15 protein-coding genes are annotated in these 20490 nt (G+C 35.5%); 14 read left to right on the top strand and 1 reads right to left on the bottom strand.

Translation table 11 applies throughout. The features are described 5' to 3' along the window. Positions 1-63 precede the first annotated feature (63 nt). Positions 64-3372 (top strand): FtsX-like permease family protein, encoded by a 3309-nt coding sequence (locus tag BLT22_RS08180; RefSeq protein ID WP_176935404.1) that lies wholly within the window; start codon positions 64-66, stop codon positions 3370-3372. 47 nt (positions 3373-3419) lie between these two features. Here the strand turns inward: BLT22_RS08180 and BLT22_RS08175 are convergent, their stop codons facing one another. Continuing rightward, positions 3420-4385, bottom strand: a complete 966-nt coding sequence (locus BLT22_RS08175; RefSeq protein ID WP_091762372.1) for a Gfo/Idh/MocA family protein — start codon at positions 4383-4385, stop codon at positions 3420-3422. Positions 4386-4568: 183 nt separating this feature from the next. Between BLT22_RS08175 and BLT22_RS08170 the strand changes: the two genes are divergently transcribed. The 13 genes from BLT22_RS08170 to gatA all read left to right on the top strand — a co-directional run bounded on the left by BLT22_RS08170 (position 4569) and on the right by gatA (position 20488). Then, complete coding sequence (locus BLT22_RS08170) at positions 4569-5390, top strand: M15 family metallopeptidase (protein ID WP_236048900.1); 822 nt, start codon at positions 4569-4571, stop codon at positions 5388-5390. 46 nt (positions 5391-5436) lie between these two features. Next, positions 5437-6084 carry a glycoside hydrolase family 73 protein gene (locus BLT22_RS08165; protein ID WP_091762369.1) on the top strand — a complete coding sequence of 216 codons (648 nt, stop codon included), beginning with the start codon at positions 5437-5439 and terminating at the stop codon, positions 6082-6084. Then, positions 6081-6770, top strand: coding sequence for a hydrolase (locus BLT22_RS08160; protein ID WP_091762367.1), 690 nt, complete (start codon positions 6081-6083; stop codon positions 6768-6770). The genes BLT22_RS08165 and BLT22_RS08160 overlap by 4 nt, the downstream gene beginning before the upstream one ends. A gap of 76 nt (positions 6771-6846) precedes the next feature. Beyond that, on the top strand, positions 6847-8904 hold the full coding sequence (gene pbp4, locus BLT22_RS08155; protein WP_091762365.1) for a penicillin-binding protein PBP4(5): 2058 nt from the start codon (positions 6847-6849) through the stop codon (positions 8902-8904). 119 nt (positions 8905-9023) lie between these two features. Beyond that, the gene (locus BLT22_RS08150; protein ID WP_091762363.1) at positions 9024-10379 is read left to right on the top strand and encodes a hemolysin family protein; all 1356 of its coding nucleotides are present in this window, start codon (positions 9024-9026) and stop codon (positions 10377-10379) included. A 101-nt stretch (positions 10380-10480) separates the two neighbouring features. Further along, complete coding sequence (locus BLT22_RS08145; RefSeq protein WP_087057802.1) at positions 10481-11017, top strand: DUF2179 domain-containing protein; 537 nt, start codon at positions 10481-10483, stop codon at positions 11015-11017. Between the two features lie 60 nt (positions 11018-11077). After that, positions 11078-12196: a 5-(carboxyamino)imidazole ribonucleotide synthase gene (locus BLT22_RS08140; protein WP_091762361.1), complete on the top strand. Its 1119-nt coding sequence runs from the start codon at positions 11078-11080 to the stop codon at positions 12194-12196. Between the two features lie 88 nt (positions 12197-12284). Next, positions 12285-12932: a GntR family transcriptional regulator gene (locus BLT22_RS08135; protein ID WP_091762359.1), complete on the top strand. Its 648-nt coding sequence runs from the start codon at positions 12285-12287 to the stop codon at positions 12930-12932. 255 nt (positions 12933-13187) lie between these two features. Next, the gene (gene pcrA, locus BLT22_RS08130; RefSeq protein ID WP_091762357.1) at positions 13188-15422 is read left to right on the top strand and encodes a DNA helicase PcrA; all 2235 of its coding nucleotides are present in this window, start codon (positions 13188-13190) and stop codon (positions 15420-15422) included. A 31-nt stretch (positions 15423-15453) separates the two neighbouring features. Further along, positions 15454-17472, top strand: coding sequence for an NAD-dependent DNA ligase LigA (gene ligA / locus BLT22_RS08125; protein WP_087057776.1), 2019 nt, complete (start codon positions 15454-15456; stop codon positions 17470-17472). A gap of 22 nt (positions 17473-17494) precedes the next feature. Continuing rightward, positions 17495-18670 carry a CamS family sex pheromone protein gene (locus BLT22_RS08120; protein WP_087057778.1) on the top strand — a complete coding sequence of 392 codons (1176 nt, stop codon included), beginning with the start codon at positions 17495-17497 and terminating at the stop codon, positions 18668-18670. Positions 18671-18716: 46 nt separating this feature from the next. After that, entirely contained in the window at positions 18717-19022 is a 306-nt protein-coding gene (gene gatC, locus BLT22_RS08115) for an Asp-tRNA(Asn)/Glu-tRNA(Gln) amidotransferase subunit GatC (RefSeq protein WP_087057780.1), read from the top strand. Beyond that, the gene (gene gatA / locus BLT22_RS08110) at positions 19022-20488 is read left to right on the top strand and encodes an Asp-tRNA(Asn)/Glu-tRNA(Gln) amidotransferase subunit GatA (RefSeq protein ID WP_091762355.1); all 1467 of its coding nucleotides are present in this window, start codon (positions 19022-19024) and stop codon (positions 20486-20488) included. Before gatC ends, gatA begins: the two co-directional genes overlap by 1 nt. The last annotated feature ends 2 nt before the right edge of the window (positions 20489-20490 follow it).

Raw genomic sequence — 20490 nt, 5'->3', positions numbered from 1 at the left:
TAAAAGAAAAACGAATATGTTGACCTGATCCAATAATGAAAACAACTTAAATGAGGAATGGAATTGAAAAAAACAGCTTTATGGAAAGACACATTTAGAGAGATTAGAAAATCTAAGACACGTTTTCTATCAATATTAGCCATTATTTTACTAGGGGTAGCTTTCTTTGCCGGAATTAGTGCGACTGGACCAGTCATGATCAAAACAGCAGATCAATATTATAAGAAGCACGATTTAATGGATTTTCAAGTACTTTCTACTATGGGACTAAACGACGAAGATGTTGAGCTATTAAATACGGTAGAGCATGCTACGGTAGAATCCTATTATTCAACAGATGTTGTCCTGAGTAATAACGGCATTACTTCTAAAATATACGGACTGGATCTTGATAAGAAGCAACAGTTGAATAAGTACACAGTATTAGAGGGGCGTTTGCCAGAAAAATCTGGAGAAATTGCAATAGACTCAACAACAACATATAAAGAAAATTTCCAAATTGGAGATACGATTCAGCTGGAAGAAGGAACAGATGAAGCCTATGAAGAAAATTTTAATCAACTTAAATATAAAATTGTAGGTTTTGTTAAAAGCCCTCTATATGTAGAGAGTGATACTCGGGGAAATACGCAAGTTGGTTCGGGAACGCTAGATGGATTTTCAGTAATTTTAGAAGAAGATTTTAATCTTGATTATCGAACCGAAACATTTATTAAGTATGATGAATCAGATCAATATCCGGCCTATAGCGATGAATATGATAATTTTATGGAAGACAAATCAAATGAATTAGAAACTTTAGTGGAAGATAGACCACAAGAACGATTGTCTTCCATTAAAGAAGAAGGTCAAGAAGAAATCGATAAAGGCTATAAAGAAATTGAAGAAGCTCAAACGGAGTTAGATGAAGCTAAGACAGAATTAGAAGATGCTAGAACTGAATTAGATGATGGTAAAGCTGCTTACGAAAATGGACTTGCTGAATTAGAACAAAAAGAAGCGGATGCTCGTGCTGAAATTGATTCTAGAAGAAATGAAATTGAGCAAGGAAAAGAGCAGATTTCAGAAGGTAGGGCGGAACTTGAGAGTGCACAAGCACAGATTAATTCTGGAAGACAAGAATTAGAAGCTCGTCGTCAAACTGCAGAAGCTGAACTGGCTAGTTCAGAACAAAATATTGCAAATGGTAAACAGCAGATTCAAAGTGCCAGACAAGAACTAGAAGCTGCGGAGCAGGAATTAGAAGCTAACGCTGCACAATTACCCGAAGCACAAGTACAAGCGACTCGTCAAGAGATAGCAAATAATAGAGCCCAGTTAGATGCACAGGAGCAGGAATTATCAGCAGCGGAACAAGAAATTGCTCAAGGACGTCAAGAATTAGCAAATGCAAAAGCTGAACTCGATCAATCTCAACAAGAGGTAAATGCTGGATTAGCGGAAATTGAACAGCAAGAAGCTGAGCTGGATTCTGGCGAACAACAGCTTGATGAAGCGGAAGCTACGTTAGAAAAAGAATTGGCAAATGGTAGAGCTGAACTGTCAGAAGCTGAAGCAGAGCTGGAAAACGGAGAAGCAGAGTACCAAGAAGGCCTTGAAACTTTTGAAAATGAACGAGAAGAAGCTGAAGCTGAGATCGCTGATGCTAGAACAGATTTAGAAGATGCTCAAGAAGAATTAGATAACTTGGAAGCACCTGAATATCTAGTCAATGATCGCTCTTATTTTGCCGGGTATGAAGAGTATGGAGAGAATTCTGAAAGAATTAGTGCTATTGCACAAATATTCCCAGTATTTTTCTTCTTACTAGCTGCATTGATTTCATTGACTACTATGACAAGAATGGTAGATGAAGGACGAAATCAGATCGGTACAATGAAAGCTCTTGGCTATACCAACAAAGATATTTCAACAAAGTATTTTGTTTATGCTTTTTTAGCAACAATAGTTGGAGCTGGAATTGGTTTAGGTGTCGGTTATTGGGTGTTCCCATCCGTCATTATGGATGCTTATGGATCGCTATATAATCTACCGGACATAGGGGTACAGTTCTATTGGAGCTTTTCTATTGTCTCATTAATTGCCGCCTTATGCGCTACAGGGTTAGCGACATTAGTGTCCGTACGCATTTCTTTACAAAGCAATGCCTCCAATTTATTGAGACCAAAAGCACCTAAAAAAGGTAAAAGAATCATTCTTGAAAGAATCCCTTTCTTATGGAATCGATTTAGTTTTACTCAGAAAGTTGCATCAAGAAATTTATTCCGATACAAAGGTCGTATGCTAATGACGATTATTGGAGTGGCTGGATGTACGGCACTTTTATTGACAGGGTTTGGATTATCGGATTCTATTTCGAATATCGGAAGTATCCAATATGGAGAAATCAACCAGTATCAAGCGATTGTTTCGGAAAACACAGATGCAGATGATAGTGACAAGTCAGACTATATAGAAACCATAGATAATATGGAAGAAATCAACAGTAGTATTGAAGTTGAACAAAATACTTTTACAGCAGAAGTAGATGAAAATCGACAAGACATTAATGTATTTGTGCCTGAAGATGCTGACAAAATGAATGAATATGTAGTTCTTAAAGATAAAGATGAATCGGATAAAATTTATGATCTGCCTAAAGAAGGCGGCATTATAACGCAGAAGTTAGCTGATCTATTGAACGTTACTGAAGGAGATAAAATTCAGATCAACGGAGAGGATCAAGAGGTATATGAGGTAGAAGTAAAAGGAATTGTAGAGCATTACTTCCAGCATTATGTTTATATGTCTCCTGAAGCTTATGAGACAGCTACAAAAAAAGATCCGGTTTATAATATACGCTTGCTGAAGTATGATACCGATGCGATCAGCGATGATGAAATTGGTCAAACATTAAATGAAAAAGAGGCAGTTCAAGGAGTAGTGTTTGTTTCTGCAATTTACGATACAATGCAAAGTTCTTTAGATAGTTTAGATGTAGTAACACTCGTAATTATCGTATCAGCTGCCACTTTAGCGTTTATTGTTTTGTACAATTTGACTAATATAAATGTTTCAGAAAGAGAAAGAGAACTATCTACGATCAAAGTACTAGGATTCTATGATAAAGAAGTAACCATGTATGTCTATAGAGAGAATCTTGTACTGACTTTAATGGGAATCATAGTCGGACTTGGTTTAGGGGTTATCATGCAACGATTTGTCTTACAGACTGCGGAAATTGATGTAATGAGATTCAGTCGCCAGATTAACTTTACCAGTTTCTTATTCTCAGGATTGCTTACTTTCCTATTCTCAGGATTGGTCATGATCTTAATGCATTTCAAACTGAAATATATTGATATGATCGAAGCTTTAAAAGCACAAGAGTAACATATAAAAAGATAGATATCATATGATATCTATCTTTTTATATGTTGTTACTTAGTCAAATCCATTCCCCAGGCTTTTGCAGACTGGTCCATTAGATCTGTAACATCTTTAGTTAATTCAATATAAGTTTTATTTTCTTTGTTTAGTATCGTATCAGAAAGGTCCTGTACTTCATAGGACAAAGCAAATGCTGAGGAACCGTCTTCTACAATTTCCGTGGCACCATCTGGGTAAGTGATGATTGCTTTATCTGCTCTAGGATAATCTAGTACAGTGATAAAGGCATTTTCACAGACAATAACACCTTGCTTTGGCATTTTACCTCTAAAGGATAAGGAAACAGTTGATAATTCATTTTGAGAATTTTTCAGTTGGATTGTACTCATTTCATCAACGCCGGTTTCATACAGATTGACCATTGTTTGTAAATCAGTCGGTTGGCTGCTTAAAAAATAACGAACGAAGGATAATGCGTAGACACCTATGTCAAGTAAGGCGCCACCACCGAGTTCTTTATTAAAAAATCGCATAGAAGGGTCGCTATCTTTAAGGCTTCCAAACATGGCGTTCACCATTTTTAATTCACCAAACTCACCAGTTTGAATTCTGGATTTCAGTTGTTTGAATAAAGGCATATGATAAATTGTCATTGCTTCAGCTACAATCAGATTTTTTTCTTCTGCAAGTTCCATTACTTCTGCAAGTTGTGCAGCGTTCATCACTATAGCTTTTTCACATAAGATATGCTTACCAGCATTTAAAGCCATTTTGATGTTTTCAGCATGATGACTGTTGGGTGTTGCCAGATAGACAATATCAATATCTGGATCGAAGCAGAGAGCTTCATAGTGTCCGTAAGCTTTTGGAACATTATATTCTGATGCAAAATCCTGGGCTTTTTGAAGTGTCCTTGAAGCAACGGCAATCAGTTCGGCGTTATCGGATTTAAATGAATCTGCAAAATTATGAGCGATTTCACCTAGTCCAATGATACCCCATTTTGTTGTAGACATAAGCATTCCTTCTTTCAGTATAGTTTATAAGTAACTTGTTATAATACATGTTTACTAGTTAATTGTATCAAAAATATGAAGTAAACGGTTAATAAAGTTCAGATATTCGTGTAGACTTTGTTATGTTAGTTTGCGTTGTGGTAAAATAGGAGAAGTGAATTAAACAAAGTAGGAGATTTTTGTATGATAATCAAAAGACGGTTTATACTTCTTTTTAGCACATTGATTTTGACTGGATGTTCAGTTATCGATAATGAGTCAGCAACGAATCAAAAAGTTTCTGATCCAACTATTGAAGAGCAAAATGAGAATAAATCTACCGATAGTCTTACTAAAGATAATCAGTCTGAAGAAGAAAAAGAGCATCTCGCACTAATAGAGTCGTTACCAGAAAATGTCAGTTCGACAGACTGGAATTTAATATTAGTGAATAACTGGACGCCCTTACCAGATGATTTTAAACCTGATTTAGTGGAAATAGAACCAGGTAAATTAATTGACCGTAGAATAGTAGATGCTTATAAGAACTGGGAAAAGGCAGCTTTAGAAGCAGGATACAATCTTTATTTTGCTTCAGGATATAGATCTGTGGAAAGACAGCAGAATAATTATGACCGTAGCATTAATCAGTATATGGAAGAAGGATACACGAAAGAAGAAGCAACAAAAAAAACAGAGGAATATATTGCTATTCCTAAAAATAGTGAACATCATACAGGATTAGCAATGGATATAGTCGATCAAAATTGGATCTCAAAAGGAAATGGATTAACACCAGATTATGATACTCAAGAGTCTCAGCATTGGTTAATCAAGACGATGGCAGATTATGGATTTATTCTACGTTATCCAAAAAACAAAAAAGAATTAACCGATATTAATTACGAATCTTGGCATTTCCGATATGTTGGAGAAGATAATGCTAAGTTTATTGTGGATAATAATCTCACATTAGAAGAATATATAGAATTACTAAAAGAACGAGAAGTAAGGATAGATGAGTAATTGCAAATAGAAAAGTTGTCTATTGGTTTCAAAGGAGAAGATTGGCTTGGCTAAAAAAATGGTCAAAAAACGTAAAAGCCCACGTAAAAAGAAACAAAGTCCAATTATCTTAGGAATGAAAATATTCTTCGTTTGTATTTTATTATTTATATTTTCGATCGCACTGATCAGTAAAAAACTATTTGAAGAACCTAGTAGTATTTCAACGAATTACGAGCAAGAGTTCATTCATGAACTAGCTGAGAATGCAGTGATTATCGAAGCCAAATATCATGTAAGACCTAGTGTGATGATGGCACAAGCTATACTTGAGTCTAACTGGGGTAAAAGTGAATTAGCACAAAGAGAAAAAAATTATTATGGCATCAAAGGAGAAAACCCTAGTTCTTATACTACTAAAGAATTTGAGGAAGATGAGTGGATTGAAATAAGTGCTCAGTTTAGAAGCTATGATTCTCTGTTGGAATCAATGGAAGATTATGCGAAGTTATTAAATAATGGAACTGAATGGGATGGAGAACTTTATAAAGAAGTAATTGAAGCTCCAAATTATATAGAATCAGCAGAAGCATTACAAACCGCTGGCTATGCAACTGATCCAGATTATCCAGAAAAAGTAATCTCTTTAATAGAAACTTATGAGTTATATAAATATGATCATGATACTATTGAACAGGAGAGTAAGAGTGAATGACAAAAAGAAAAGAAATGCCTATTGTTGAGACCAACTTGCGGAAAGATTATATCGCTGTTCCAGATGTTATAAGAGAAGCTAGTGGAATCAATATTAACGGAAAACGATTCAAAGCGATGCTTTTTACTACAGATATCGCAATTATTATGAATAATAATGCTGATGCGATTATGGCTGTTTATCCGTTCACTCCGCATCCGGCAATTATCGAAGCAATTACTTCTGTTTCTACAATACCAGTACTTGCAGGTGTTGGCGGCGGGACAACGCAAGGCCCACGTTCGGCTAATATGGCTCTTTTTGCGGAATCTCATGGTTGTCTAGCAGTGGTAGTAAATGCACCAACACCAATCGATACCATCGAAGCAATTAACGAAGTAGTTGATATTCCAATTATTATGACAATCGTTTCTGAATATACGGATATCGAGGAACGGCTGGCAGCTGGAGTTGATATTTTGAATATTTCTAATGCTGGAAACACTATAGAACTAGTTAAAGAGATTAGAGAAAAATATCCCAAATTACCTATTATAGCAACAGGCGGACCTACAGAAGAGAGTATCAAAGCTACAATCGAAGCCGGAGCGAATACAATCACTTATACTCCGCCATCTAATGGCAAATTGTTTAGTAAGAAAATGGATAAATATAGAAAAAAAGAGAAAGATGATTTTGAAAATTAGTGCAGAATTTCTGGTTAAATTAGATAAATGAAACCATAATAGAATCATTTTAAATAATTGGAAAGCAGGGATATATATGAAAGGTTCTTCAAACAGGTTTAAGGAGAAAAAAAAGAATAAAAAGGTCTGGCTCATTCCGTTAGTTATTGCTGCTGTTATCTTAGGTCTTATCGGAAGTTACTGGCTTTATAATAATTGGCAAGCTAATAAAGAAGCTCAGAAGCGGCAAGCACAAGCCGAAGAACTTTTACAAGCTTACTTAGATGCATTAACTGAAAACGATATGACGAAATTCGTCACTTTACTATCTGAAGATTCAATAAATGATGTGCCATATAATAGAGAAGAGATCGGAGAAAGATATAAAACGATATTTTCTGGAATAGGGGCTGCAAATATTGAAAATAGGGAAAACGAACTTATTATAGATGAAGAAACTGATCAGTATAAATTCACCTATACATTAGCCATGGATACATCGCTTGGAAGATTAGAAGATTTAAAATATGAGACAACTTTTTCCGAAGTGGATGATAAAATGTTTGTGGATTGGGATACTTCCTTGATCTTTCCAGATATGGAAGAAGGAGATACCGTTAAGCTTTCTTATGATGAAGGAGAGCGCGGAAGTATCAATGATCGTAACGGCAATATGCTCGCCGGTAACGGAAGTGCCTGGGAAGCTGGGATACTTCCAAGTTCGTTAGGAGAAGGAGATGCACGTAAGTCACAGTTATCTAGTATCTCAGAAAATTTTGGCATAGAAGTATCTTCCATAGAAAAAATACTTGAACAGTCTTGGGTAACAGATGAAAGTTTTGTACCTATTAAAGTTGTAAATGCAGATAATAGACCCGAACTAGCAGGCGTAGTATATAGACAAACAGAGTCTAGAATGTATCCGCTAGGGGAAGCTGCTGCACATTTGACGGGTTATGTTGGAGAGGTTACAGCAGAAGATATTGAAAGCAATCCCACTTTACAAACAGGGGATACTGTTGGAAAAGCAGGGTTAGAAGCAGCTTTTGATGAACGACTAAGAGGAATAAAAGGTGGACAGATTTATATTGAAACTGAGTCAGGAGAAAATAAAAAAGTCTTAGTTGAATCTGAAAAAAAAGACGGAGAGAATATTCGTTTGACAATTGACATGGATCTGCAGAAAGAAATGTATGATCAATTGCAGGGAGAGCCTGGGGCAGCTGTTGTAATGGCACCAGATTCAGGAGAGCTATTAGTTGCTGCTAGCTCACCATCTTATGATCCTCAACTATTTGTTGAAGGAATTTCAAATGAACAATATCAAAAATACACTGAAGATGAAGACAGTCCTTTTCTAGCGCGTTATGCTCAAAGGTATGCACCAGGGTCTACTTTTAAGATTCTTACTTCAATGATTGGTCTTGATCTAGGTATCACTTCACCTGATAAGACACATAGGATAGAAGGACTAGAGTGGCAACCAAACGATAATTCATTCGGAGACCATAAGATTACTAGAGTAAGTGATGCTGTAACAGAAGTGAATTTACAAGCAGCTATTACGTATTCAGACAATATTTATTTTGCGATGGAAGCTTTAGAAATGGGCGAAAAAGACTTTGTAGAAAAATTAAGTCAATTTCCTTTTGGTGCTAATATGAATTTACCCTTCAGTATGCAGCCAGCTCAAATCTCAAATGATGGTACTCTTAATCGTCCAACTTTATTAGCAGATACTGCTTATGGGCAGGGAGAATTGCTGATGAGCCCGATTCATCAAATTTCTTTCTACTCAGCTGTTGTCAACAAAGGAGCAATGACGTTTCCTCAGTTAGAGTTAGAGGGGAAAGTGAACCAATTAAGTCCAGTATCTGAAGAGTCTGCACAACTAATCAAGAAAGATCTTGTTGCAGCAGTTAAAGATACGGATGGAACGGCGCATGCCTTTTCTTCATTACCATTTACAGTAGGTGCGAAAACAGGAACAGCTGAAGTGTCAGAAGATGGCGAAAACGTCACAAATGGATTTGTTTACGCATTCGATGCTGACGATAACGATTTTACTTTTATGGGATTTTTAGAAGGAAAAGGCAGTGGTGATGTTGTCGATAGATTTTTACCTGTGTTGTCTGACTTGAAAGTAACAGAATAGCTATATTGTATTAAATCTACTAGTACATTATTTTATTGTGAGACAGTAGGATATGTGATATAGTGGCTTTGATTTTGAAAAAATAATAAGGTTCGTTCATAAAAAAGGAGAAAAACATAATGAATTCAGATCCTGGGAGTATACAGCCCTTAATTGGGCATGTTTCACTCATCATCTTATTGACTTTGATTTACGGGATTTTTGCGGCAATTGAAATAGCATTAGTGTCACTGAATCAGACTAGAATCATCGAGTTGTCAATTGAAGGCAACAAGAAAGCAAAAAAAGTGTTGAATCTACTTGAAAAATCAGATGATTATTTAATTGCTGTTCGAATTATATTGACACTTTCAGCATTATTCAGTAGCGCACTAGCATCATTTTATTATACAGATTATCTAGCTGATTTATTAGGCGGTTTTGTTTATGCTAGAATTGCCAGTATGATACTCATCACTTTAATTGTTTCTTCTGTTGTACTTATTTTTGGAGAGCAATTACCTAAAGCGGTTGCTGCACAAAATCCTGATCAAACAGCAATGGCTCTTGTTGGGATTGTTCTTTTTGTCCGCAAGTTATTTATTCCAATAGTATGGACATTGAAAGTTATCACAAATGGTATGAAAAAAATATTGCCTATTGATTTCAATGCTCAAGAAGAAACAATGACGCGAGATGAATTTCGTACATTTTTAGAACAGAGTCATCATCATGAGATTATCGATCTGGAAGAATTTTCAATGCTTAAAGGTGTGCTTTCGCTTGATAACAAGATAGCTAGAGAAGTGATGGTCCCTAGAACAGATTCATTTATGTTAGATTATGATGATTCAAATAGAGAAAATATTGATGCAATGCTCAATACCTCTCATTCAAGGGTTCCTTTGTATTTTGAAGATAAAGATAATATATTAGGTATCATTCATGTGAAGAACTTATTGAAAGCCTCAAAAGAAAAACCTTTATATGATATTGATTTAAAAGAAATTAGTAATGAGGCGCTTTTTGTTCCAGAGACCATTTATATTGATGATCTGATATTTCAAATGAAACGTACACAAAATCAAATGGCTGTGCTTAATGACGAGTATGGTGGAGTGGTCGGAATTGTTACACTAGAAGATCTTTTGGAAGAAATAGTTGGAGAGATCGATGATGAATACGATGAAACGAATAACTTGATTGAACAGATTTCAGAGCAAGAGTTTATTGTTGAAGGTGCAGCACCTATTGATAAATTTAATGATTTCTTTAATACGAAAATTGAATCAGAAAATGTTGATACAATAGCTGGATATTTTATAACTGAATTTGGAAGTGTACCTAACAAAGATGATGATGCATTCTTGAAACTAGAAGATTTATTAATGAGAGTAGAATCTCTTGAAGGATCGAGAATTTTGACTTTGAGAGTTGAAAAGATTGCACTTGAAGAAGATAGTTCACAATTAGTAGAAGATAAAAAACAACAATAAAAACAGGCTGAGACAGCTAGAAGTGTCTCAGCCGTTCTAGTATGTAAAGCAATAGATAGGACAAAAAATAGGGAGAGTTTTTAGTGAATTTAGATTGGATAATGTTATTAACAATATTTTGCATAAACGTAGTATACGTTACGCTTAATACATTGAGAATGATGTTGACGATGAAAGGTTACCAGTCAATCGCTCCTTTTATTGCAATGATAGAAATTACGATATACGTAGTGGGACTGGGATTAGTATTAGATAACTTGGATAATGTATTTAATGTATTCGCATATGCATTAGGTTTTGGAGTGGGTATTTTTACTGGAATGAAAATAGAAAATTATTTAGCACTAGGGTATATTTTGGTAACGACGATCGTACCAGAAAAAGGCTATGAGATCGCTAATAAATTAAGGAATTCTGGTTATGGGGTAACAACTACCCAAGCATATGGAAAAGAAGGCGACCGTTATGTATTGGAAATTTTAACTCCAAGATCGAATGAGCGTGATCTATATGTCAAAATACATGAAATTGAAGCCAAAGCTTTCATTATATCATATGAGCCAAGATACATTAATGGTGGCTTCTGGACTAAGAAAATTAAGAAAAATAAATTGAAAAAGAAATCACATAATGAATAGTTTTATTATAAATTAATTGATTTAAAACTAATATTGAAAATAGAAAGAGGAGCGGTAACCATGAGTGATTGGATTCAACCGGGTAAAACTATAGGAATAATCGGTGGTGGAAGCGTTGCTCGATTGCTGGCCCTTTCTGCAAAGAAAATGGGATATAAAGTTGGTATTCTAGATCCAGATGCTAACTCGTCAGCTAGTAGTATTGCAGATTGGCATTTAAGGGCAGAATTGACGAATGAAAAAGCCTTTCAAGATCTCTCGATGAAAAGTGATGTTGTTTTATACGAGACGGAAGCTTTTCATTCGGATTACCTGCGGATGATGAAGCGGACTTTGCCGGTTCCACAAGGAGAAGATTTACTCTCCATCTCTCAAGACAGAGTTTTGCAGAAAGCTTTCTTGGAATCCCATAGTCTTAACATTGCTCCGTTTGCCACTATTGTTTCTATAGAAGATGTAGAAGAAGCTGTTCAAAGCATTGGTTTCCCTTGTGTACTAAAAGCAAACAGAACAGACGAGCGGTATAAGGAACATGTCGTTTTATATGATGAAAACGATATTCCTAAAACAAAAAGACTAGTTGATTCTGGCGCAAGTGTACTTGAAGCATGGATACCCTTTGAAAGAGAGTTATGTGTTGCCATTGCGAAAGACAGCTCTAGCCAAATATTAATTTATCCAGTTACTGAAATGATGTACCGTAATGATGAATTTTTCCAATCTGTTACACCAGCACGAGTTAGTGAGGATATAGTAGAAGAAGTGAATCGAATTGCTAAAATTGTAGCAGGAAATATTGATTTTCAAGGAGTTATAGCTTTAGAATTATTTACTACTTCGACGGGGTCACTCTATATAAATGAATTGGTTGGGCACCCTCACCAAGCCTTTCACTTTACGATAGATCAAGGAGAGTTATCGCAATTTGATGCACATATTCGCGCTATCTGTGGCTGGCCAATACCAACAGAATGGAATTTGACTAGTTCTACTGTAATGAGAGTATTCGATTATACGCAGCTTGAACAGGCATACACGCAAGCTAGAATTCAACAAGACTGGAAGTTTACTTTTTATCAAAATGATCCAGCAGATCCAAATACTGAGAAAGGTCATGTATCAATTCCTGCAGATAATATAAATGAGTTATTAGTACTCTTATCAGATATAGGAATGTAGCTAAATGTTCTGCAGTAGAGTAAATTTCTTTTGATCTAATTAAAGGCCTAATAAGTAATGATTAGAGAAAAAGTCAAGGACTGAAAAAATGAAAAAAATTAAGAAAAGAGAGCTAGAAGCTTATCATTTTATAAAGAGAAAAATTGAAAATAAAGAATGGTTACCTCAAAAGCATATACGGGAACAAGATATTGCTGAAATTTTAGGGATGAGCCGAACGCCAATTCGTAATGCAGTTATGCTTTTGGAAAAAGAAAAATATATTAAGATCGAGCCGTATAAAGGGGCTAAAGTTTTACCATTAATGATTGATTCAAAATCTTTTCGCGAGCGCATTGAATTTATTGAATTAATGGTAATTCATTATTTAATGAAACTTGAAAAGCAAGAAAAGCAAATGGATCTTAAACATTCAAAAATAATATTACAAAGTATGAAACAAGCTAATTCAAACAATACAAATGATTTTGAAGAAAAAGAATGGCAATTGTGGGAAGAGCTGCTTTCATTAGAAAAAAATCGACATAGTAGATCAATGATTTTAATGTCGATGAAAGACTTGTTGCCAGATAACGGAAAAATTTCAAATGTTCTCTATCGAAGTCGGCAGACTAAAATAAAACATTATGAGCAGTTAATTCAATTATTAGAAGAGCAAAATTATCCTTATGCTAGGAGAGAGATAAGAATCTTATTGAATCAACTCCTTTTAAATATCGTACAGATCATAGATTAGATAAGAGAGTATTTAAAAAGTATATTGATGAAATCAATTCAATATGCTTTTTTTGTATGGATAAAATATTATGTTAATTAAAAGTATTTAGATTAAAACAAATGTTTTCTCTTATGTAAGTATAAAAGTGTTATACCGGAACTTGAAAAAGATAATATTCTAAGATTTATATGATGGAATGCCTTGTTCTATGGAAAGAAAGAGATGTTTTCTGTATAATAAAATAATGTATGATTACCTGAAAGGATGACGATATTGGTACTGCGTAAAGATATTTTAAGTGGAATGAATCCAAAGCAAAAAGAAGCAGCGGCATATACTGAAGGCCCGCTTTTAATTATGGCAGGAGCAGGTTCTGGTAAAACGAGAGTACTGACTCATCGTATTTCTTACTTAATAGAAGAACAAGGTGTAAACCCTTGGAATATATTAGCGATAACATTTACAAATAAAGCAGCTTCTGAAATGAAAGCTCGAGTATCAAATTTAGTCAAAGAAGGTGGAACCGATGTATGGGTTTCTACTTTTCACTCAATGTGTGTAAGGATTTTACGCAGAGAAGCTGACCAGATTGGATATAGCCGTTCTTTCACAATTAGTGATCCTGGGGAACAGCAGACATTAATGAAACGAATTTTAAAGAGACAAAACATCGATCCAAAAAAATATAATCCACGTGCAATACTTTCTGAAATTAGTAATGCAAAGAATAAATTACAGAATGAAGCAGCTTTTCGTGCAGAAGCAAGTGATTACTTCAGCAAAATTGTTGCTGACTGTTATGATGCGTATCAGCGAGAACTGCGAAATGCACAAGCTGTAGATTTTGACGATTTAATTATGTTGACGGTACGGCTTTTTGAAGAACATCCAGATGTGTTGAAAGTCTATCAAACTAAATTTCAGTATATCCACGTTGACGAGTATCAAGATACAAACCATGCTCAGTATAAATTAGTTCAGTTATTGGCTAGTCGCCTTCGGAATATTTGTGTCGTTGGAGATGCAGATCAAAGTATTTATGGATGGCGTGGAGCAGATATGGAAAATATTATGAATTTTGAGAAAGATTATCCAGAAGCTAAAGTGATTTATTTAGAGCAGAATTATCGCTCAACTAAAAATATTTTACAAGCAGCGAACCATGTTATATCCCATAATATTAATAGAAGAGAAAAAAATCTCTGGACGGATAATCATGATGGAAATAAAATCGTCTACTATCGAGCTGGCAATGAACATGAAGAATCTCGCTATATCGTACAACAGATTAAAGAAGAAATGGCCTTGGATTCTAAGAAGGAATATAATGATTTCGCGGTATTGTATAGAACGAATGCCCAGTCAAGAATTATGGAAGAAACTCTGATCAAGACAAACATTCCCTACCGTATGGTTGGAGGACATAAATTCTATGACAGAAAAGAAATTAAAGATATTTTAGCTTATTTAACTCTAATTGCAAATCCATCAGATAATTTAAGTTTTAATAGAGTGGTGAATGTGCCTAAAAGAGGTATTGGAGCTAGTTCCATTGAAAAGCTAATATTAGCAGCAGAAGAGATGGGATGGTCGTTATATGAAGCAGCATTAAATGCTCAAGTAACCAACTTATCTGGTCGAGCTGCTAATAGCCTGGAAGTATTTGCTGCAATGATCAATGATTTTAGAAAAATGGCCGAATTTCTTACTGTAACAGAGTTAACTGAACAAATTCTTGAAAAATCTGATTACCTTCCTACATTAAAAAAAGAACGAACATTAGAATCAGAAGCACGTATTGAAAATATTAATGAGTTTCTTTCTGTAACACAGCAATTCGATGAAGACCCTCAAGAAGATAAGAGTTTGATTTCTTTCCTAACTGACTTAGCTTTATTATCTGATTTAGATACAGAAGCAGAAGAACCTACAAGCGAGATTACTTTAATGACGCTCCATGCAGCTAAGGGACTAGAATTTCCAGTTGTTTTCCTAATTGGCATGGAAGAAGGGTTGTTCCCGTTATCCAGAGCAGAATTAAATGAGGAAGAAATGGAAGAAGAAAGACGGCTTGCATATGTTGGAATCACTAGAGCGGAAGAGAAACTCTATCTTTCCAATGCAATGAACAGAACGCTATATGGTAAAACACAACTGAATAGACCATCAAGGTTTTTAGATGAAATTGAAGATGACTTACTAGAAAGAGTAGAATCGAATAGTATAAAACCTTTCTCAAGTGGAATAAATAGCGGCTTTGGTAATCGATCTAATGACTATATTCCTGCTAACAAGAAGGTCAGAACAGTCACTTCTCATCCAACAGGTAATAGTGGGGCAGAAAGTTTAGACTGGACGGTTGGGGACAAAGCTAACCATAAGACTTGGGGAATAGGAACAGTTGTTAAAATTAGTGGATCAGGCCAAGATCTACAATTGGATATTGCATTTCCTGGTATTGGAATTAAACCACTGTTAGCAACATTTGCCCCAATTGAGAAAGTATGAAACCTGAAAAAGACTGAGAGGAGCAAACTTAGTGGTTTTAGATAATGATTTCAAGCAAGCTCAGAGAAGAGTAGATGAGTTGATTACTTTATTGGATCATTACAGTCATGAATATTATGTCCTTGATCGACCGACTATTCCAGATAGTGAATATGATAAATTATATCAAGAGTTGCTTAAACTTGAAGAAATGTATCCTACGTTGGTTCAGCAAGACTCGCCTTCTCAGCGAGTAGGAGGAACACTTCTTCCAGGGTTTGAAAAGGTTGAACACGATTTACCAATGCTAAGCTTGGATAACGCTTTTGATTTAGATGGACTAAGAGCTTTTGATAAGCGAGTCAGACAATTGGTTGACGGTGAAGTTGAATATGAATGTGAACTCAAAATTGATGGTTTAGCTGTTTCCTTAAAGTATGAAAATGGAAAACTCATTCGAGCAGTCACTAGAGGAGACGGAAGAGTCGGAGAAAATGTAACAGGGAATGTAAGATCAATTAAAGCAGTTCCGCTTAAGTTGAAACGAGCCGTGACAATTGAAGCTCGTGGTGAAATATATATGCCTAAGTCCTCTTTTATACAATTAAATGAGGAAAGAGAAGAACAAGGGGAGGCCGTGTTTGCAAATCCCAGGAATGCAGCTGCAGGAACATTAAGAAATTTAAATCCCCAAGTAACAGCTTCTAGAAATCTAAGTGTCTTTTTATATTCAATAGTGCAGTATGGAGATTTGAATGTAGAAACACAAAGTGACGCTTTAAACTCTCTGGATAAATTAGGATTAAGAACGAATCCAGAAAGAACTGTTTTTCAATCTATTGAAGAGGTTTGGACTTACATTGAAGAGTATCAGAATAAACGAACTAGTTTACCCTATGAAATTGATGGGATTGTTATAAAAGTAAATAAATTCGATAATCAAGAACAGGCTGGTTATACTGTGAAGGCTCCAAGATGGGCAATTGCTTATAAATTTCCAGCTGAAGAAGCTAAGACGACTGTAAATGAAATTGAATGGTCTGTCGGACGCACAGGAGTGGTGACGCCGACTGCGTTAATGGATCCAGTTCACTTAGCAGGAACTACTGTGCAGAGAGCGAGTTTGCACAATGTCGACTTGATAAAGGAAAAAGATATTCGAATAAACGATACCGTATTTGTCAGAAAAGCAGGAGACATTATTCCTGAAGTGGTGAGAGTAGATTTTGATTCGAGATCTAAAGAGACTGAACCATGTCAGATACCTACACAATGTCCTGCTTGCCAAAGTGAATTAGTACACCTAGAAGATGAAGTAGCTTTGAGATGTGTGAACCCAAAATGTCCAGCTCAAGCAAAAGAAAGATTAATTCATTTTGTCTCAAGGAATGCAATGAATATTGACGGACTTGGTGAAAAAATTATCATTCAACTTTTTGAAAAACAGTTAGTACAAGATGTATCTGATCTATATCGACTAAATAAAGAAGACCTTTTAACTTTAGACAAAATTGCAGATAAGTCTGCCGAGAATTTATTAAATGCTATTAAGAATTCGAAAGATAATTCTTTGGAAAAATTGTTATTTGGTCTAGGGATTAAACACGTTGGCGCAAAAGCCGCAAGACTTTTAGCTGAAGAATATGAATCTATCGAGAATATCAAAAGGGCTTCTCTTGAAGATATCCAATCTATTGAAGGGATTGGAGAAATTATTGCTGAAAGTATTGTCGCTTTCTTTGAGTTAGAAGCTGCAATGGATCTCATCGATAAATTAAAATCATTTGGTATTAATATGACCTATACTGGAGTCAAAAGACAAGCAACAATTAATACAGATTCATATTTCAATGATAAAACAGTTGTTATAACTGGAAAATTGGAACACTTTAAACGCAATGATTTAAAAGAAGAGCTAACTTTACTGGGTGCGAATGTTACAGGAAGTATTTCTAAAAAAACTGATCTACTCATTGCTGGAATAGATGCTGGTAGTAAATTAGATAAAGCTAAAGAGTTAGAAGTTTCTATATGGGATGAAAAGAGATTACTAAAAGAACTGTCTGAGTAATCTTGAAAGTGAGGTAAAAAATATGCATAAAAAAAGAATATTGTTTGGTTTAGCTAGTATGACATTGCTATTGGCTTCCTGTGATGCGTTACCAGATCCTGTTGGTCCTAATGGGAATGTTCCTGAAGAAAATGAAGAGGGGACTACTCAGACTAGTGAAAATGGAGATGCAGTTATTATAGAATCAAGAATTGATTCTGACTATTATCGTCCGGTCATCACTAAAGAAGGGACATATTCACCAAGCTTAAATCGCGGTATTACAAGGGAATTGAACTCTAACGTCAATATTAAGACATTTGAAGAAGATTTAATGAGATTTTCACAAAAACATTTTTCTACGGAAGACTATTTTTTTCAAGAAGGCCAATTTCTTCCTGCTGGGACAGTCACTAGCTGGTTGCAAAGATCTAGAAAATTAACGGAAAAAGAGATTGAAGATGGGGAAGAAAACTTAGGATTAAATCCTGAAGATAATGGGGAAACAGATCCTGCAACGAGAAATCCAAATTATTTAAGCTCAATACTGGAGCAAGATTACTATAAGCAAACAGATGATGGTATGGAGTTAGCAGGTCTAAGTGTTGGGTTAGCGCTCAATTCAGTTGATTATTTTGGAGATCAAAGACAAGAAGTCCAAGAAATTCCAAGAGAAAAGTTATTAGAAGAAGGTAAAAAAATAGCAAATGAAGTCATTTCTCGCATGCGTAAGATTGAAGAATTAAAAACAGTGCCAATTATGGTAGGTCTTTATGAGCAATCGAAGCGAGATGATTTTGCTGGAGGCACGTACATTTCTCATGGACTCAGTGAAAGTGGGGCTTCAGAAGTTTCAGGATGGAAAGCCATCAATGAAGATAGAAAAGTTTTTCCTATTGAAGGGATGCAAAGTGCGGAAGGGAACCAGTTTGCTAATTTTAAATCAGAAGTAGAAAACTTTTTCCCTAATTTGAGTGGGGTAACAGGGATCGCTCATTATATTGATAATAATTTAGCAACCTTACAGATAGAAGTTATGACACAGTTTTATGGAAAGGGAGAAATGATTGCTTTTACCCAATATTTAAACCAAGCTGCTAATTCTTACTTAGCAGAGAATCTTCCTATTGAAATAAAAGTAGAGTCATTAAATGGAGTTGAAGCCTTTTTGAGTCGCGAGTCTGGGGAAACAGAATTTGTAACTCACGTATTTGATTGAGTTTAATTAACTAATTCAGTATTTATAAAATGGAAGGAAGTAGAAAATGGCGATTAATGAAGAAACAGTCAAGCATGTGGCAAAATTGGCGAAGTTAGAATTTAAAGAAGAAGATATACATGATTTTACTGAAGAAATCGATAAGATTATCCAAATGGTTGAACAACTTGAAGATTTAGATACGCAAGGAGTGGAAGGGACCTTCCACGGGATTACACATCATAGTGTTGTAAGAAAAGATGAATCTAAATTAGAAATAGACAGAGAAGAATTGTTTAAAAATGTTAAAACAAAACAAGATGGATTTATCAAAGTACCTGCAATCATGGACAATGGGGAGAGTGGAGCATAATGGCCATTTTAGATTACACATTAGAAGAACTGCATGAGCGATTGGTCAATGGTGAGCTTAGCTCTGTTCAGATAATTGAAGCAGTCTACGATAAAATAGATGAAACCGAAGCGAATGTTGGGGCATTTTTAGCTTTGAATAAAGAAGAAGCTTTAAAACATGCTCGTATGGTGGATGAAAACGGAATAGATCCGAATAATATTTTAAGTGGACTTCCAATTGGAATTAAAGATAATATCGTTACGAAAGGGTTAACTACAACCGCAGCATCAAAAATGTTAGAAGATTTTGTTCCTGTATATGATGCAACTGTAGTTGAAAAGTTAGCTAAAGCCGGTATGGTTTCTATAGGTAAGCTGAATATGGATGAATTTGCAATGGGTGGATCAACAGAAAATTCTGCATTTAAAGTAACCCGAAATCCTTGGGACTTGTCAAAAGTTCCAGGTGGATCATCTGGTGGATCAGCCGCCGCTGTTGCAGCTGGTCAAGTACCAGTTTCATTAGGATCGGATACTGGTGGTTCTATTAGAGAACCAGCTGCATTTACGGGCATTGTAGGAATGAAACCAACATATGGCCGTGTGTCTCGTTATGGATTGATTGCGTTTGGTTCAAGTCTTGATCAAATTGGGCCTTTTTCTCGAACTGTTAAAGACAATGCACTAGTTTTGAATGCGATTAGTGGTTACGACCAGCGGGATTCTACCTCTTATAAAGGAGAAACACCTGATTTTACAGATGGCATTGAAAAAGGTGTTAAGGGGATGCGTATTGGTGTACCTAAAGAGTACTTCAATGAAGATGCTAAAGAAAAAGGCATTGTAGACTCAGTTAGAGCGGCGCTTAAAAAATATGAAGAACTTGGCGCAGAGATTGTGGAAGTAAGTTTACCGCATTCTAAATATGGGATTCCTGCCTACTATATTATTGCGTCCTCTGAAGCTTCCAGTAACCTTCAAAGGTTTGATGGGATAAGATATGGATATCGTGCAGACAATGTGAATAGCTTAGAAGAACTATATGTAAAATCTCGATCAGAAGGTTTTGGATTAGAAGTTAAAAGACGGATTATGTTGGGTACATTCTCGCTAAGTGCTGGATTCTATGATGCGCATTTCAAGAAGGCTGCTCAAGCTCGAACACTCATCCGTCAAGATTTTGAGAAAGTTTTTGAAGAAGTAGATTTTTTAGTTGCGCCAACCACTACTACAACTGCATTTGATATAGGTGGGAAGATCGAAGATCCATTAGCAATGTATATGGCTGATATTCTAACAGTCCCAGTTAACTTAGCAGGAGTACCATCTGTATCTATTCCTTGTGGATTTTCAAATAATATGCCTGTGGGTATGCAATTGATTGGCAAACATTTTGACGAACAAACACTTTATCGTGCCGCATATGCTTATGAACAGGCTACAGACTTTCATAAACAAAGACCAAATTTCAAAGGAGGGAAATAAAA

The organism is Marinilactibacillus psychrotolerans (assembly GCF_900101525.1).
In the GTDB taxonomy this organism is placed as follows: domain Bacteria; phylum Bacillota; class Bacilli; order Lactobacillales; family Carnobacteriaceae_A; genus Marinilactibacillus; species Marinilactibacillus psychrotolerans.
Note: the sequence above shows the minus strand (reverse complement) of the source record. Positions and strands in the feature narration are given on the sequence as shown.